Source organism: Aliikangiella coralliicola (genome assembly GCF_007004725.1).
Taxonomy (GTDB): domain Bacteria; phylum Pseudomonadota; class Gammaproteobacteria; order Enterobacterales; family Kangiellaceae; genus Aliikangiella; species Aliikangiella coralliicola.
This window is the reverse complement of record NZ_ML660175.1, coordinates 1-17,126: the sequence shown is the minus strand read 5'-3', so window position 1 is coordinate 17,126 and position 17,126 is coordinate 1. Positions and strand designations below refer to the sequence as shown.

Annotated in this window: 9 protein-coding genes; 7 read left to right on the top strand and 2 right to left on the bottom strand. The window is 41.9% G+C overall.

The window, feature by feature from the left end; genetic code table 11:
• Window positions 1–57: 57 nt before the first annotated feature.
• The gene (locus tag FLL46_RS26715) at window positions 58–3,108 is read right to left on the bottom strand and encodes a response regulator (protein WP_142935485.1); all 3,051 of its coding nucleotides are present in this window, start codon (window positions 3,106–3,108) and stop codon (window positions 58–60) included.
• A gap of 185 nt (window positions 3,109–3,293) precedes the next feature.
• Window positions 3,294–4,448, bottom strand: coding sequence for a S8 family serine peptidase (locus FLL46_RS26710; protein WP_142935484.1), 1,155 nt, complete (start codon window positions 4,446–4,448; stop codon window positions 3,294–3,296).
• 479 nt (window positions 4,449–4,927) lie between these two features.
• Between FLL46_RS26710 and FLL46_RS26705 the strand changes: the two genes are divergently transcribed.
• The 7 genes from FLL46_RS26705 (at window position 4,928) to FLL46_RS26675 (ending at window position 16,992) form a co-directional block, all read left to right on the top strand.
• Window positions 4,928–6,688 (top strand): S8 family peptidase, encoded by a 1,761-nt coding sequence (locus FLL46_RS26705; RefSeq protein WP_142935482.1) that lies wholly within the window; start codon window positions 4,928–4,930, stop codon window positions 6,686–6,688.
• Between the two features lie 73 nt (window positions 6,689–6,761).
• Window positions 6,762–9,983 (top strand): ligand-binding sensor domain-containing protein, encoded by a 3,222-nt coding sequence (locus FLL46_RS26700; protein WP_142935480.1) that lies wholly within the window; start codon window positions 6,762–6,764, stop codon window positions 9,981–9,983.
• 45 nt (window positions 9,984–10,028) lie between these two features.
• Entirely contained in the window at window positions 10,029–10,742 is a 714-nt protein-coding gene (locus FLL46_RS26695) for an SGNH/GDSL hydrolase family protein (RefSeq protein WP_168204335.1), read from the top strand.
• Between the two features lie 237 nt (window positions 10,743–10,979).
• Window positions 10,980–12,269 (top strand): ABC transporter permease, encoded by a 1,290-nt coding sequence (locus FLL46_RS26690; protein ID WP_210418832.1) that lies wholly within the window; start codon window positions 10,980–10,982, stop codon window positions 12,267–12,269.
• Between the two features lie 13 nt (window positions 12,270–12,282).
• Window positions 12,283–13,491, top strand: coding sequence for an ABC transporter permease (locus FLL46_RS26685; RefSeq protein WP_142935475.1), 1,209 nt, complete (start codon window positions 12,283–12,285; stop codon window positions 13,489–13,491).
• 101 nt (window positions 13,492–13,592) lie between these two features.
• Entirely contained in the window at window positions 13,593–14,504 is a 912-nt protein-coding gene (locus FLL46_RS26680) for a hypothetical protein (protein WP_168204334.1), read from the top strand.
• A gap of 784 nt (window positions 14,505–15,288) precedes the next feature.
• Window positions 15,289–16,992, top strand: a complete 1,704-nt coding sequence (locus tag FLL46_RS26675) for an FG-GAP-like repeat-containing protein (protein ID WP_168204333.1) — start codon at window positions 15,289–15,291, stop codon at window positions 16,990–16,992.
• Window positions 16,993–17,126: the final 134 nt, after the last annotated feature.

Here is a 17,126-nt window from a genome sequence, read left to right as displayed (position 1 = left end):
AAGCTGATCTTTTCCGTAAGAATAACCAGTGAACTTAGGTTAATTACTATCGTAATGTTAGCCAGATTTTTGAAACTGTTTTGGGGTCATTCCGTAAACTTCTTTAAAGCATCGCCCGAAATAAGATTGTGATGTAAAGCCACAGGATTGTGCGACTACGCCAATCTGATCGCCGGATTCCAGTAGCGGCTTTGCTTTTCTTAAGCGAAATTGTTTTAAGGTTTCTAAAGGGCTAATTCCAATCAGGGCTTTGATTTTCCGCTGAACTTGCCGATCGCTCATTGCAAGTTCGTGTGCTAAATCGAGAATTGAAAAGTCGCAGTTACGATAGTTCTTTTCAAATACCTGTTCCAGCTTTTGTACAAACTTATCTTCAATCAGATTGGCTGGAAGGAGTTCATGGTTGTGTTGCTGCCATTGCGCGCTGAGTTTTTGTTGTAGTTTTAATCGCGACTTAAGTTGATTGTTCACACGTAAACGCAACTCTTTGCCATCGAAAGGTTTGCTGAGATAGTCATCAGCCTCAGCTTCAAGTCCCTTTATTTTGCTGTCAGAATCACTCAGTGCAGTTAAAAGAATGATTGGGATATGTGATGTCATGTTGGTTTTCTTTAAAGTCTTTAATAACTCATAGCCGTCGACACTCGGCATCATGATATCTGAAATAATAATATCGGGGAGGTAGTCAATTGCCAGGCGAATGCCTTCTTCGCCATTATCTGCTAGCAAGCAATGGTGGTGAGGAGAAAGTATTTCATTGATGTGGCTTAACATATCAGGATTGTCTTCAACCACAAGAACTGAGTTTTTGGATTTTTTTAACGGTTGGTGCTGTCTACTGGTTTGTGCTTCAAAGGATTCTGCCGCCATGCTTTGCTGAGTGCTTTCTGATAGTGAAACAAATTCATCTATGCTGCGGTGATGTGCATCCACTTGTGATGATAGCGCCTGAGCTATCGTGACAGTAAACTGAGTTCCCTGATTTAATTTCGACTCGACTTCAATGTTCCATCGCATTGCATTACAAAGTTCTTTAACAAGTGCCAGTCCGATGCCTACTCCATGTCTCTGCTTAACTGTTTGACTCTCGACGCGATGAAAACGTTCAAACACAGCTGCTTGTTGTGGACCATCAATACCAACGCCGGTATCTGTCACGGTTAATTTAAAGTTCTCAGCAGATAGTTGTAAATCAATTTGAACTTTTCCACGCTCAGTATATTTAAAAGCGTTTGAAAGCAAGTTAAAGAGAATTTTTTCCAACGCTTGAGGATTGCCAATTACCCAGGCTTCTTTCGGCAAGCGGTAATTAAATTCAAGTTGTTGATTTTTAGCAATTTCATCGAAGGAAGTGCAAACAAAATTTATCACGGGCGAGATATTTAACGGCGATAAAGTGATAGGGTCGTTTGCTATTCGAGAAAGTTCCAGTAGCTGCTCTACCATTCTAATCATACGTAAAACATTTCTTTTCGCAGTTTCAATTTGCTCTTTGTCGTCCTGGTAATTTTCATGATTTAATAAGTTTTCCAACACGCCGTTGATTATTGTTAATGGCGTTCTAAATTCATGTGAAATATTCGCTGTGAATTGATCTTTTAGATGATGTGCTTCCTGTTCCGCCTGTTTTTGCGCACTGATATTGACAAGCGAAACAACCAGAAAACCTTGATTACTTTTAGTTTCCTGGGAGAGGGTTACATGAACGGGGATCTTCTCACCACTGGCATTAACAATCAGAGATTCAATTTCCACACCGCCTGTTGTTGAAGACAGTTTTTGTCGATAGCTTTGGTAGGTAAAAAAACGACTCAACTCTCCCTCAGCTTGAGTAACTTCGATAAAGACTGCATTAATCAACGTTTCTTGCGAATAACCGATTAGTTCGCAAGCAGCAGGATTACAAGACAGTATTTTTCCATCTCGAGCGAGTGTAAAAATTGCGTTGTGAGTGGTTTCCAAAATGGTTTGATTGGATGCCGCCTGGTCGATGAGGCTTTGAGCCTGTTGCTCCATTCTTTGTTGTAGTACTTTGCGAGAGTTATTCGCCTCCAATAGTTGGGCCCTCGACTTTCGGGCTTGTTTCCCAAGCAATAGCAATTGTATAATTGCAAATAGTAAACATGTTGCAATCCAGAGATTAAATGCGAGTGTTTGCGTGCTATTGAGAGAAGTAAATAGATGCGAATGATTGTTTATCAACTTCTCAAGAGTCAGGCATATTATGGTGAAAAAAATCGGACTGTTGAGTAAATGTGAGCGCGTAAAATTGGGGACTGCGTTTTGATTGTCGCTGCTGGTTACTTTCATTTGCAGTGCGACGTAGATCAAAATGTAGGGCGTGTACCAAAGCCAGTCACTCCAATTTGCAGGTGATAAATTCCATGTCCCGTCTAGATAGTTGGTGTAAGACAATCCTTCGACAAAATCTGCGACACCCCAGTTAAAAGCGGCTAATCCTAAAAGAAAATAGGCATGCCAATGACTGTTACGGCAAACCCAGGAAAGATAGAGCCAGCGAGCGCAGAGGTAGAGATCCATTAACAAGTAGAAAACAAAAGTGTAGTGAAAATGGTTAGCGGTTACCGCAGCTCCTTTTGACTGAGTTAAAACCAGGAAGATAAATGCGCCAAGCACAAACGATAATGTGCTTCCCCAAATAATCAAACTGGGAAGTTCGCGCAGTTGGCGATCAGAACGATAGCTTTTCACTTCGATGGCGGCAATTGATAAAGCGAAATATAAGAAGTAGCCCAAATTGGTGATCATGTCTTTAACAGTGTTAGATAACTCCTGCCACAGAGCGATTCTTAAAATACTGACACCAAACCAGGAAAAAAATGCCGCGCCGAGTAACAACCAGTAAATGGGGTCGACCACAAGCGCTGGTTTTCTGAATTTTAGCGCGATAGAAATAATGATTACTGATAGAAAAATGAAATCAGCATAAATACGGTTGAATTCAGCCAAGGTGTTTTCGGACAATACGCCGCTGGCGTAAGCAAAGATTAAAAAAGCAACAGCAGTAAATGCGATTGAATTGATAGCGTTTAATTTTAATCGGTTAGGCCTTTTTTGTTCACTACCCTGCGTAACGAAGTTCGTCATAGTTATTTTTGGACCTTGGGTATTAATGATGCCAATAAAGTGATCGGGTTCTAGCCAATAATAGCAGAGTTATTAATGGGAAAAAGAAGTTAAAAAAAAGCCACCCAGAAGGTGGCTAAGCCATGCGCAGTTGTTATGATTATTAGACTTCGTGCAATGTGATATTGGAATCTTGTTAAAATCGATTATAAGTGAACAATTGGATCTGGATTACCGTCAGGGTCATTGTTCGCAGAACCGTCGGTGCCGGGATTTCCATTGCGTAACATGATGACTGCACAAGCCGCCGGGGCAGCCATGGACGTGCCTGACATAGTCGTTGTTCCACCACCCATGCGAGTCGACAATATGCTTACACCTGGGGCTGCATAATCAACTGGCGGGTTGCCATAATTTGACCATGACGGCATATTGTCATTAGAGTCTGTGGCGGAAATTGTGTAAATTCGATTGCCGTTGGCTCTTGCTGGTGAATGGTTGTTTGCATGGTCACCGTCATTACCGGCAGCTAAAACAAAGTAAGCACCTGAAGATTGTGCCGCGTTTTTGACTGCATCATCGAGCGCCGAGCTTACGCCTCCGCCTAAACTCATATTGACACAATCGCCGGGGGACGCATTAGCCGCAACGTGTTCAACGCCGGCAATAACGCCAGAGTTTGAACCTGAACCGCGAGCATCTAATACTTTAACAGGAACAACTGTCGCTCCAGCTGCAACGCCAATGACATCGATTGAATTGTCAATTGCCCCAATAGTACCTGCAACGTGGGTACCATGACCGTGTTTGTCGTCCATTCCCGCATTTCTGCCCTTAGTAAATGCAGAGAAGCCTCGGCTACTGTCAACATTCAGGTCCTGATGGTCCAGATCGATGCCGGTATCGATAACCCAGGCTGTATATCCTGAGCCGTCTGCAGCACCACCAACTCGGGTGACACTCCAGGGAGTTGTTTGCGGTTGAGAACCACCGCCACCGCCGGGTTTGCCTTTGCTAACTGAAACAATGCTATCGGGGGTTAAGCTGTGAATATTAGCGTCTTTACCTAGCGCCTTTTCTGCTGCAGAACAAGGCATTGTCATAGTAAAGCCTTTGATAGAACGCTGATAAGTATGCTTGATAGAGGCACTTTTGCCGTTCATTTGATTGGCTTTTTTAAGTAACCCTTTTGCCAGGCCTGGAACATCGGTAGCATTATCTTTTAAACGCACAATACATTGATTATGTACATTGGATAAATCATCGGCACTATAAGTTGGCTGTGAATTATCAGCAACAACGCTAAAAGCAGTGCCAGTTATTGCCACTCCAACGGCTGTTGCAACTATATTTTTTTTCATTACAAACTCTCCTTTTTAGACCCTTTTTGTTTGAGAGCGCCATTTTTAACATTATTCAACATTTTGAAAATAGTAGGAAAACGACAAAAATTCGTTGAAAACCGACATTTTCGTAAAAAAGATGAAATATAACTTAAATATCAGTTGGTTAGAGTTTTCATTCGATTGTAAAAAGAGTAATCTTCTTAACTTGATAATCAAGGATATTGATAATGCACTTGGTATTTATTGACAGACTTTTCTGCAATTTAGCAGTTTAGACGTCTTTATAACTGGTGATAAGTTGTTTTTTTGAGTAATTTTTACCAATTTATTAAAAACTGGTGCATATTAATAAGTTTAGTAATAGACTGATAAAACTTCAGGGATAAAGGAAAAAATAAGAATAAAAATAAACCTATATATTTCAATAAGATATATCTGTATTTAAGGGTGTGTGTGGTTATCTTAATAACGGTTTTATCTTTTGCAAGAGGTGAATGATGAAGTTTATTCCAACAAAGCTCGACGCATCCATCGTATGGTTGTCTGCGAGTATGCTCATTGTTTTGGTCGTAATTAATTTAAGCCCAGGTAATTTAAGCTCAAGTAATTTAAGCCAAGGAAAAGTGACCAATGAGCAGTTTCCAACGGTAGTCGAAAAGAAAAGCTATCTGATTCAAGGTCCTGTCGATAAGCAAACAGTCATAGAGGCGGGTGCTGAAATTACCCATACGCTCAGGTTAATCAATACCGTTGTTGCCAATTTATCAAAAATTCAATTCGATATGCTTTCAGAGCAAGGTTTGAAGCTCATTCCTAATTTTTCAATTGAAACCGATGGTTGGGCTGTGGGTCAGCGAATCAACTTTACCCCGGCGTCTGCTTCTCAAATGACAAATGCCAGTCAGCTTCATAGTGCCGGCATCCTGGGAAGTGGGATTACGATGGTTGTCATTGATAGCGGCGTAAAAAGTATGAGTGGAATCCGTCAGGATGCCTATGGTCGCCATCGAGTTTATGGCACCTACAATGCCATCGAAAACAAAACCTCAATGAACGACGACGAAGCTAGCGGCCACGGAACCCACGTGGCAAGTATCGCCTTGAATAGCGAAAGAGACATCAATGGGAATTTTTACGGGGTAGCGCCAAATACTCGGCTTATCAGTATTAAAGCGTTTGATGAGGCGGGCATGGGTAACTATGCGGATGTTATCCGCGGAATAGAATGGGCTATTTATTTTAAGGAACGATACAACATCAGGGTGATGAATCTTTCCTTTAGCACGACACCACGTTCATTTTACTGGCAAGACCCACTTAATCAGGCAGTAATGAAAGCATGGCAAGCGGGAATTGTTGTGGTCACGAGCGCAGGAAATCGCGGTAACTCACCGATGGGAATTGGTGTTCCGGGAAATATACCCTACGTTATAACGGTTGGCGCAGTCACCGATAACTACACGCCTGATGATACTTCTGATGATCGTCTGGCCAGTTTTTCTTCCAGTGGTCCCACTGTCGAGAGGTTTGTAAAGCCAGAGATTGTTGCACCTGGCGGTCATCTGATGGGATTAATGGAATCAAAAATGAGAATTGCGTCGGAGCATCCTGAATTTCATGATGGCGGCAAATATTTCACTATGTCCGGCACATCACAATCGTCTGCAGTTGTCAGTGGAATCGTGGCACTGATGTTAAGTGTTGATGCCGGGCTAACGCCGGACGATGTTAAGTGTCGCTTGATGAATTCTGCGAAACCGGCGAGAAAGGCTGATGGCAGTTGGGCTTATTCACCGTTTCAACAAGGCGCAGGACTGGTAGATGCAAAATCAGCAGTTGAGAGTGGCGAAAGCGGCTGCGCCAACAGAAATCTCGATATTGTCAAAGACCTTGATGGCAGCCAACATTATGCCGGTGTCACTATGATTAATTCCGACGGTGAGTACTATACGCGAAACTTTGAGTCGGCTACCTGGAAGGGAGAATATGATCAATCGCAAGGCTATACTTGGAGTACAGCCAATGCCTGGAACGACGCCAATGCCTGGAATGATGCCAATGCCTGGAATGATGCCAATGCCTGGAACGATGCCAATGCCTGGAACGACGCCAACGCCTGGAATGATGCCAATGCCTGGAATGATGCCAATGCCTGGAACGACGCCAACGCCTGGAACGACGCCAACGCCTGGAACGACGCCAACGCCTGGAATGATAGCACTGTGTCGATTAACCTGTGGGTGGAACAAGAATAAATCTAACCTCGCAAGTAGAAGGTCTTAAAGCCGTGAGTCGTAACCACGGCTTTTCTATTTAGGTGGTTCATTAATGAAAAATGTAACAGTTCTTATGTTGTTAGTAACGACGATTTTTCTCTTGGCCGGCGCTAATGCCGCTGATCTGGAAAACACCGGATTTAAACATATTTCCACTGAACATGGACTATCGCAAAAAACAGTACAAGCCATCTACCAGGATAGTCAGGATTTTCTATGGTTTGGCACGCAGGAAGGGCTCAATCGTTATGATGGTAAAGAGTTAAAAGTTTTTCGTCACCTAAGTCACAATCAGCACAGTTTATCCCATGACGTAATCAGGGCTATTATTGAAGACGCTTACGGTGATCTTTGGGTTGCAACTAGCGGCGGATTAAATCGATATATCGCGGAAAATGAAAGTTTTGAGCGAGTGAAAGTTTTCGACGGCCAGGAGGAAGTTTCGCGATTTAATACACTTTTTCTAGATTCGAACAAAGTGCTCTGGGCGGGGAGTGATGGCAATGGTATTTTTCTAATTGAGGGAGAAAACTCTCAGCGAAATATTCAGAAATTCAGGTCAAATGACATTCTTGAAAAAGCCGACGTGAGAGCAATTTTCGAAGATTCTCGTGAAAGGTTTTGGGTAGGTACTGATGGCAACGGTGCATTCCTGTTTAATTCAAGTAATGTCACTCATTTTCTGCCAGATGATAATAATGCACGGGCTATTTCGCACGCAAGAATTCGAAGCGTGTTAGAGGATAGTCGCGGCCGAATTTGGTTGGGCACGCGGGGAGGCGGTCTTAATCGATATGATGAGCTGAGCAAATCTTTCGAGGTTTACCGGCATGCTAAAAATGACGACTCAAGTCTCACCCATGACCGAGTTTACCAGGTGTTCGAAGATCGAGATCAAACACTATGGATAGCCACCGATGGTGGTATCAGCATTTTTAACGCAGAGAAAAATAACTTCCTTAGAATTGTCCATAAAAGCTCTCAAAGAACCGCCCTCAACCACAATAGAGTGCTCGCGGTAAACCAGGACAATGGCGGTCTTCTCTGGTTTGGTACTTTGTCAGGGTTGAATCAATGGAACCCTAATCACGCTTCTTTTATTCACTATCGTAACATTATCGAAGATGCTAGCAGTTTATCTAATAATACTGTTTACGCGCTTGCCGAAAATATAAAAGGTGATATTTATATCGGCACATTTGGTGGCGGACTTAACCTGCTCAACGCGCAAACAAATAATGTTGGTGTAACGAGAAACCCGGCAGGAGAGACATTTGGAAGCAAAATAATTATGTCGCTGATGGTGGCGGCAGATAATACCATCTGGGTTGGCAGTATCTCCGATGGCGTAGAAGTTTACACACCTGATTTTGAATTGCTCAAACGTTTTAAAAATAATCCCGAAAATGAAAAAAGTTTATCCGCCGACGGCGTCACCAAAATTTTACAAGATTCTGATGGCGAAATCTGGATCGGCACTTACCAGGCAGGAATAAACCGATTAGATCGAAAGAGTGGCACTTTTAAACGGTATCGATTAGATGAGACAGGGAAAAGCGAGAATGGAAATGGTGTGCTAAAAAGCGAAAATATTTATAATTTTATCGAGGATGATGAAGGTTATCTCTGGCTTGCCACTGACGGTGGTGGAATTTCTCGCCTGGATAAAAATACTGAAGAGTTTCAGTCGTTCATGAATAATCCGCAAGATCCTGAGTCATTGTCTGGCAACATTGCTTCCTTTATTTATCAAGATTCGAAAGGGCGTATCTGGGTTGGAACTCAGGGGAATGGCTTAAATCGTTGGGAACCAGGAGATCGAAGGAAAGGACTTAACCGCTTCAAACATTATACGATTGAAAATGGACTGAATAGTAGTACGGTAAACGGCATTGTTGAAGACACTAATGGGCATATCTGGATCAGTACCGTCAAAGGGGTTAGTCGATTAGATCCTGACAGTGATCAAATCGATCATTTTAATCTGACTGATGAAATTCATAAGAATGAATTAAATCAGGGCGCGATTTTAAAGGCATCTAATGGACGTTTGTATTTTGGTGGTCTTAATGGCGTCTCAGCATTTTTCCCAACCGAAATAAAACAGAATACCCATGTACCTCCCGTGACGCTAACCAAAGTGTTGAGCGAAAACAAATTGCGCTATTTTGAGCAACCCTTAGCGACTTTAAAAGAAGTGACTTTTGATCATAATGACTATCTTATTGCCTTCGAGTTTGCAGGGCTAGACTTTGCTCAACCTGATAAAAACAGATATCAATATAAATTAGAAGGGTTTGATTCTGAGTGGATTGATTCTGGTCATTTAAACCGGGCAACCTTTACCAATCTACCGGCGGGAAGTTTTATCCTGAGAGTGAGAGCGAGTAATAATGATGGTGTCTGGAGTAGTGATTCGATTAATCTAAAAGTCAACGTGTTACCGGCACCGTGGGTGTCCTGGTGGGCATTTGCTTTGTACGGCCTTGGTTTTTGTGTGTTGTTATTATTGATTATTCGAATGCAGGCAAAGCGACTTGCCAATCAAGAGTTATTTCAGAGTCGAGTATCAAAACAGGTGTCAAAAAAGATCGCCATCCATAGTAAAAATAATGAGTTTTTGAAAAAGCAGGTAGAACAACTTAAACATCAGGCTAATGTGGATATTGAAACGGGTCTCCCTAATCAGCGCTTTATGAGTGACTTTGTTGCTGCGAATATCGACTGGGTCAGTCAACTGGAGAGAGATAGTCAAAAAAGTTTGTCAAAGTTACTGGTGACTCTGATCAGAGTTTTTATTGAGCCTGACGCTGAGAAAAAAGAAGAAGATCTTACCCGTGAAGTGGTCGAGTTGTTTAATCGTGAATTGAGTGAGCAAGAATGTTTTTTGCGAGTTGCCAGGTGGAGTGAAAATGATATTGGCGTTGTGAGTTTTTTGACGGAAGCAAAGAAGAGTCAACAGATTATTTCTCAGTGGCTAACAAGTTTAAAAAATATTGCTAACAAAATTGTTCCAAACGCTGATCAGAAAATTTATTTTAAACTTGCTTATTCCTTGAGTCCATTTGATGGCGTTCAGCAGGATAATATGAGCGGCGATAGCCTGATGGTACTAACTGAGCATTTACTGCACCTGGTTGCCGATGAGTCTGATTATGAGTCTGTTGGCATAGTCCGAGTTAATCAAAATCTTAACAGTGTCAAAATGGCGCAGATTATGGATGCAAAGCGAATTGACGAACTCGATGAAATTTTTACCCTGGAATGCCGCTAACCAAGCCAGCCGGCTAAATCTTAACTTTCTATAATGAGAGCTAGTATGCACGTTATTTTTTCCATTTTGTTGGCTCCTATACTCATCTTTCAGGGGCTGCTGGTTCGATTAAAAACACCTGTGCTAGCCGAAGCTGAAGGGCCTCGCTTCGGCAAACAAGGCAGGGGGAAACGAGACATTAGCTTAATGATCCTTGGTGATTCTGCTGCAGCGGGAGTTGGTACTGATAATCAAGTTAACGCGCTGGCAGGAAGAATTCTGAGTTATCTCGATACTGATTTGAGAGTACACTGGAACCTGAACGCGAAATCAGGCGTAACAACTTATCAAGCGTTGCAAAAGCTAAATGCGTTGCCCGATTTTCAAATTGACCTGATTGTCACTTCGCTGGGGGTAAATGATGTCACTTCGGGGATCTCGGTGAAACGATGGATAAGTTATCAAGAAGAGTTGATTGAACTTTTAGAAGAAAAATTTTCAGCCAAGTTAATCATCATGACGCAGACCCCGGCAATGCACGAGTTTCCTGCTTTACCTCAACCGCTCAGGTGGCATTTAGGCCGGCGAGCAAAGCGCTTTAATGCTGCACTGGAAGATTTGCTTAAAGACCGGCAAGGTTGTTATTTCTTAGAACTCGACATACCTTTTTCGCCGGAGTTAATGGCCGAAGATGGATTTCATCCTGGCGCCAGAGCCTATGATTTATGGGGCAAAAGTGTCGCGAAGGTTATTAATCAGCACTGCGCAAATTATTCCTGAAATCACATCCAAAAATAAAAATTAGAACTAATGCAAACTTTTTCTCTACCCATCCCGTCTATTAGATAATCTCGCTACTTTTTCAAAGCTGGATCGTTTTGTCGCTTCGGCTTTGGTTGTTTAAGTGCGAGAAACAAAACAAGAAAAGAATCAAAAAAGTTACCAAGTCGATCATAGTAATCAAAGCAGTCATCAACCAGAGGGCTAAGAATGTTTTTGTATTACCTGCGTATTTCTATGCATAGTATGAAGCGAAACCCGCTTCTCAGTGGATTAATGATCGTTGCGATTGCCCTTGGGATTGGCGTTAGTATGACAACGATCACCGTGTACTACCTGATGTCTGCTGATCCAATTCCTCAGAAAAGTAGTCAGCTTTTTGCCGTACAGCTGGATAGTTGGGGAATTAATCACCCGTTTGACCGAGACCGACCGGAAAGAGCACCTCACCAGCTGACTTATCGAGATGCCACTGCGTTGGTGGCTGCTAAAAAGGCCAAACATCAGGTCGCAATGTTTGAGTCGACGCTGATTGTAGAACCTGAAAAAGACAAACCTTATCTCAGTATGCTGCGCGTCACTAGCAGCGATTTTTTTCCGATGTTCCAGGTTCCTTTCCTTTACGGTGCAGGCTGGACCGCGAACGACGATGAGAGAGCATCGCAAGTGGTGGTTCTTTCAAAGGAAACTAACGAAAAACTATTTGGCGGCGAAAATAGTGTTGGCCGGCGTTTAAGAATGGGCGCAAAAGAATTTGTTGTTTCAGGTGTGATGGACACCTGGAATCCGACACCGCGATTTTATGACGTGATTAATGGTGGCTTTAACGAAGTCGCCGACATGATGATCCCGTTAAGCCTGACCGAGCCAATGGAATTAAAATCTGCTGGTAGTGACTGGGGATGGAAAGCGGAGAGTATTAATTCGTTTAAAGACTGGTTGAATTCTGAATCTGCGTGGATGCAATTTTGGGTTGAACTTGAAGATAGTATGGCTGTTGATGATTATAAAAATTTCCTCGATGCCTATGTCACAGAACAAAAAGAGTTAGGTCGGTTTGAAAGGCCGCTCAATAATCATTTGCAAAGCGTTATGCAATGGATGGCACACAATCAAGTAGTACGAGAAGATAATAAAGTGCTTGTGGGTTTATCTGTTTTATTTTTATTAGTTTGTGTGTTGAGTGCGGTTGCTTTGTTGCTAACTCATTTTCTGGGAAAGTCTGAGGAAGTTGCATTACGTCGAGCATTGGGAGCCAATCGACTATCTATCTTCGGGCAACACCTGGTTGAAGTTTCATTGACAGGTGTGATTGGTGGAGCGTTAGGTGTTTTATTCGCTTTAGGCGGGCTACAGGCGATTAAGTATTTATATTCGGGGCAAGGTTTCGATCATCTTGTTCAACTCGATATATTTTTAGTTTTATTTGCTGCAGTGTTGGCCTGGTTGGCCAGTCTTTTAGCTGGCTTTTATCCATCCTGGAAATTATGTCAGGAGTCTCCCGCAGGCTTTTTAAAAACACAATAAAAGGAGCTAACCAGTGGAATTCAGACCCATTTTAAATGCACTTAAACGCCGTAAAACAGGTGCTATTCTGGTGGCCTTGCAGGTCGCGATTACTTTGGCCATTGTCATTAATGCGATTTTTATTATCGGCGTTCGTTCTGAAAAAATAGGCCGTGATACGGGCATGGATGTGAATAATATTTTCACTGTCAGTGTAAGAGGATTTGGCCCGAATTTTAATGTGGTTGAAAGCATTAAACAGGACTTGCGAATGATCCGCTCAATGCCCGGAGTTGTGAGTGCAACCATTAGTAATCATATTCCCCTGAGTGGTTCTGGTTCCGGTACTGGATTAAGAACAGTGCCTGATTTGACGATTGAATCGACGGGAACGGCTCGTTATCGTTTTTCTGAACATGGCATTGAAACACTTGGCGTTAATATTTCTCACGGACGAAATTTTAAGGCGAATGAAGTTGAGTTTGTAGAGGCAGATTCTAATCCTCCCACGCCACCAGGCATTTTGGTGACTCAAGCTTTGGCCGACTCACTCTTTCCGGAAGGAGGCGCATTAGGAAAGCAGGTTTTCTGGGGCGATATGAGCGAGTCAACGATCATTGGCATTATTGAAAAAATGCACGGTTCTTGGGTGGGCTGGGACAAATTGGAACATGTTGTTATTCAGCCGGGTAAGCCGGCCTATCAGAGAAACCGTTACATCATCCGAACTGAGCCGGGAGAGCGCGATCGTTTGATGCTTGAAGTTGAAGAGAAGTTATCCGCTAACAGTCCAAATAAAATTATTCAAAGGGTCAGAAGTTTAGAAGAGCACGCCGCTCGTTCTTATCAGAGAGATCGTGCGATGAGTATTATTCTGGTTTCGGTAATTGTGTTGTTGTTGGTGATAACGGGATTGGTTTTTCTTGGGTTGGCTTCGTTTAATGTTAAGCAACGGACGAAACAGATTGGTACAAGGCGTGCGTTGGGCGCAACGAAAACTGATATTGTTCGTTACTTTATGTTGGAGAATTGGATCATCACAACCGGCGGTGCGATTTTAGGTATTGTATTAACGGTTGGTTTGGCGTATTGGCTGGAGACTGAATATTCTTTGCCGCGGCTTAACTTTATTTATATTCCGGTAGGGGTAGCAATTTTGTGGGTGTTAGGGCAGTTGGCGGCTTATATGCCGGCGCGGAGAGCGGCGACTATTTCTCCGGCGATTGCTACGAGGACGGTTTGATCGTGTGATCTACGGCTGGCTGTCAGTGGGTATTTTTACGATTATGCAAGAATTAGATCATTCGTTTGGAAATGGTCGTTAGAATGAAAAAGGTATTCAGGGTGAAATCAACTAAATTATTATTAGCAGTTTTAGTTTTAATGTCTTTCAGTGCAAAATCAGAAGAGAATTTAATCACTTTAAAATATGGCGTTGATAAATCTGGCTATGTAACTGAAGATTGGGTTGATTTTGATTCGAATATTGAAGTGCTTACTAAAGATAAAGTTTCAAAAAATGCAAAGAAACTGACAGTGGAAGAAATTGAATGGGCCAGTCTAATCTCTTCCAGGTTGAGTTTATGGGAAACACAATTAGAGAAAATTGCAGTGCCCTACGCGACGACGGAAATCCCAAGAAAGGTGTCTATTGTTGTTGGAAATAGAGGGAATCGAGATGCCTTTACACATACTACAAAGTTTCCTTCTAAAATCTTTTTTAATTTAAGTGTTCTTGTAAGAGCCTATGGCAGTGGAAAGGCTGTAAAAAACCAAAATAGAATTGATCGAATTTTTGCGCATGAATTTACTCATCTACTTCAACATGCCTGGAGCAAGCAGAACCCTTATCAATTAACAAATCATTTTGAGCGTGCATTAAATGCTTCTTTTAAAGAAGGATTCGGTCATTTTCGCTCGATATCAAATAAGTGGAAAGATGAAAATGGTCATATTACTGAACATGCTGAAAAAACTTTAAAGTCTCTCGAAATAGTATTTGTGGAGCGAATGATATCGCTAATAAACGCTAGCGACGATGAGGCAAACGTTCTCATGAAAGGTTTGTCAACCGGACCATTTAATAAAAAATGGGGGGCGTTGACTGTTGCATTGTGGTTAACAAAAGAAGCAAAAGGGGATGATAAAAAACTGATTAAGTGGGTAGACTTAGGCCCTGAAGGGATAATTTTACTTGCGAATAATCATTTGTCCCGGGAGTTAAAAGTTAGGTTTAATAAAGCGCTTAATTTGTAATAATTTTCTACCATATGTCAAAAAGAATAAAGCAGGGTAGGTTGGGTTGACGAAGGAAACCCAACAGCGATCTCAAAATTCTTAAAGGGATGGTAATTTGAAAACCAGCATTAAAGAAAGTCTTTTATTAATTAAGATTTCGCTTTGACTTCAAATTTTGTTGTTGGGTTTCCTTCGTCAATCCAACCTACGGTCCTTAAAAATCTGCAATGTTGTAGTCGGTCATGTGGTTCTGTGTTGCCATATGTGATTGACATACTATGGAAGTGTGCAGTAATGTAACTAGTACCTATATGTCGAGTTTGCGTATACCTCTCAGCATATTAGAAAGGATATCAATATGAAAACTCAAAGTGCAGCCTTGCTATTAATTTTATTGTCAGCTTTCTTAGTTTACATATCTTTATTTCAGGCTGGCTTATCTAATAAATCATCATCAAAAAATTCAATATTAAATCCTCTAACAGCAAGCTCATTAGATGAGACTACTGCTTCAGTAAAAACTAACTCTGTTAAGACTGATGGAAGCTGGCTGACTCAAGCTAAGGAGCAAATAGCTAGTCATGAATATAACATCTCTAATGTTGACGAGGATATTCAGGCGCGAAATTGGATGAATGATTTTGGAGTGCACTTTAGTAATAAAGGACTTGCTATAAAATCACGTTCTAATTTTTCTAACATCTTACAGATGCAATACGCCGGTCTAGTTAGAGAACATGACAATCCATTAAACAAATCTGAACCTATAACTGCTAGTAGTTTGTCATTTTCGGAGAATCAAGTGACGCTTGAGCATGAAAATGATGTTCAGGAATGGTTTATCAATAATGAAGAAGGTATTGAGCATGGATATAATCTCTATAAGCGCCTTGAAGGCGATGGCAGATTACTTTTAACTATTAATGTAGTAAAGGGAGAAGTGATTCAAAACAGAGACAACATAATCATTAAACTGAACGATGGTAGAAAAATTGATTATAAAAAGCTAGTCGTTTTGGATAATAAAAAGAAGATTTTACCAGCAAGTTTAATAAGAACATCTGCGCATCAGATACAGATAGGGTTTGATGATAGCCAAGCGGTCTACCCTATCATAGTTGATCCTATACTTTCTTATACCCCCGATACTATCCTTCAGTATGATCTCAGGGTCAGTAATGTTTCTAGCGCAGGTGACGTCAATGGTGACGGTTATGAGGATGTAATAGTCAGTATCCGCAATGCGGATAAAACAGTGTTTGTTTATCATGGTAGCGCTAATGGGATTGGTTCTACCTTTAATACCAAACTAATGGGGAGTGGAATTAGTGTCTCTGGTGCTGGTGACGTCAATGGCGATGGTTATGATGATGTAATAGTCGGCAACCCTTACTATAGCAATTCAACAGGTGCTGCTCGTGTTTATTATGGTAGTCCCAATGGGATAGATTCTACTTTTAGTACGCTTATAGAGGATCATACTCACCAAGGGTTTGGCGCTAGTGTCGCTAGTGCCGGCGACGTCAATGATGATGGTTATGATGATGTGATAGTCGGTGCTCCTGATTATAATGGAGTAACGTGGTTTTATGGTGCTGCTTTTGTTTATCATGGTAGTTCCAGTGGAGTAAGCACTACCGTTAGTACAGAGCTTATTCATATCTGCGAGGCTACAGAGAATCATTGTACGGTGGGGTTAAGTGTTTCTAGTGCCGGCGATGTCAATGGCGATGGCTATGACGATGTGATTATAGGAGGGCATAGTTCTTTTTACCACACGTCCCAAACTTATATTCATCTTGGTAGTGCTAATGGGGTTGATTCCAGCTTTAGTACCAAACTATTGGGGAGTGGAGCTAGTGTCTCTAGTGCTGGTGACGTTAATGGTGATGGTTATGACGATATAATAGTAGGCGCTCCCGCTTATGACAATTTAACCGGCGCCGCTTTTGTTTATCATGGTAGTTCTAATGGTATTAATTCCACTTTTAGTACCCGTACCCAAATTGAGGACGCTCAGCAATATCTTCAATTGGGCAGCAGTGTTTCGAGTGCCGGTGATGTAGATGGCGATGGTTATGATGATGTAATAGTAGGCGCATCAAAATTTAATGGTTCTGCAACAAGTACTGGTGCAGCATTTATTCATTATGGTAGTGCTAATGGCATCAGTTCTACTTTTAGTATCCAGTTCGGTAGTACGCAGGAGTGGGCAGAACTGGGCGCAAGTGTTTCTGGTGCTGGTGACATAAATGGTGACGGTTATGATGATGTAATAGTTAGCGTTCCTGGTGAGCTTGCGGCTTATATATATCAAGGATACGTTGATAGCGACCATGACGGTGTTGGTGATGACTCTGACACACCTCCTAATGATGGTTCTGCAATAGTTGATACAGATGAAGCTGCACCAACACCAAGCTCTGGTGGTGGCTCAACTGGTTTCAGAATATTATTATTAGCTTTATTAATGTGTGGGAATAGGAGAAGGAAGCCGCTTGATTAGAATTTTATGGATAGACTGATGGAATGGACACCTTCACCTATATCGGCGTCGCAATGCGCCATACTTGTGTGTTGGTAACAATTACAAGTAGAGGAGAAGATGTCCATGAACGATATTAAACTAATGGCCGTTGA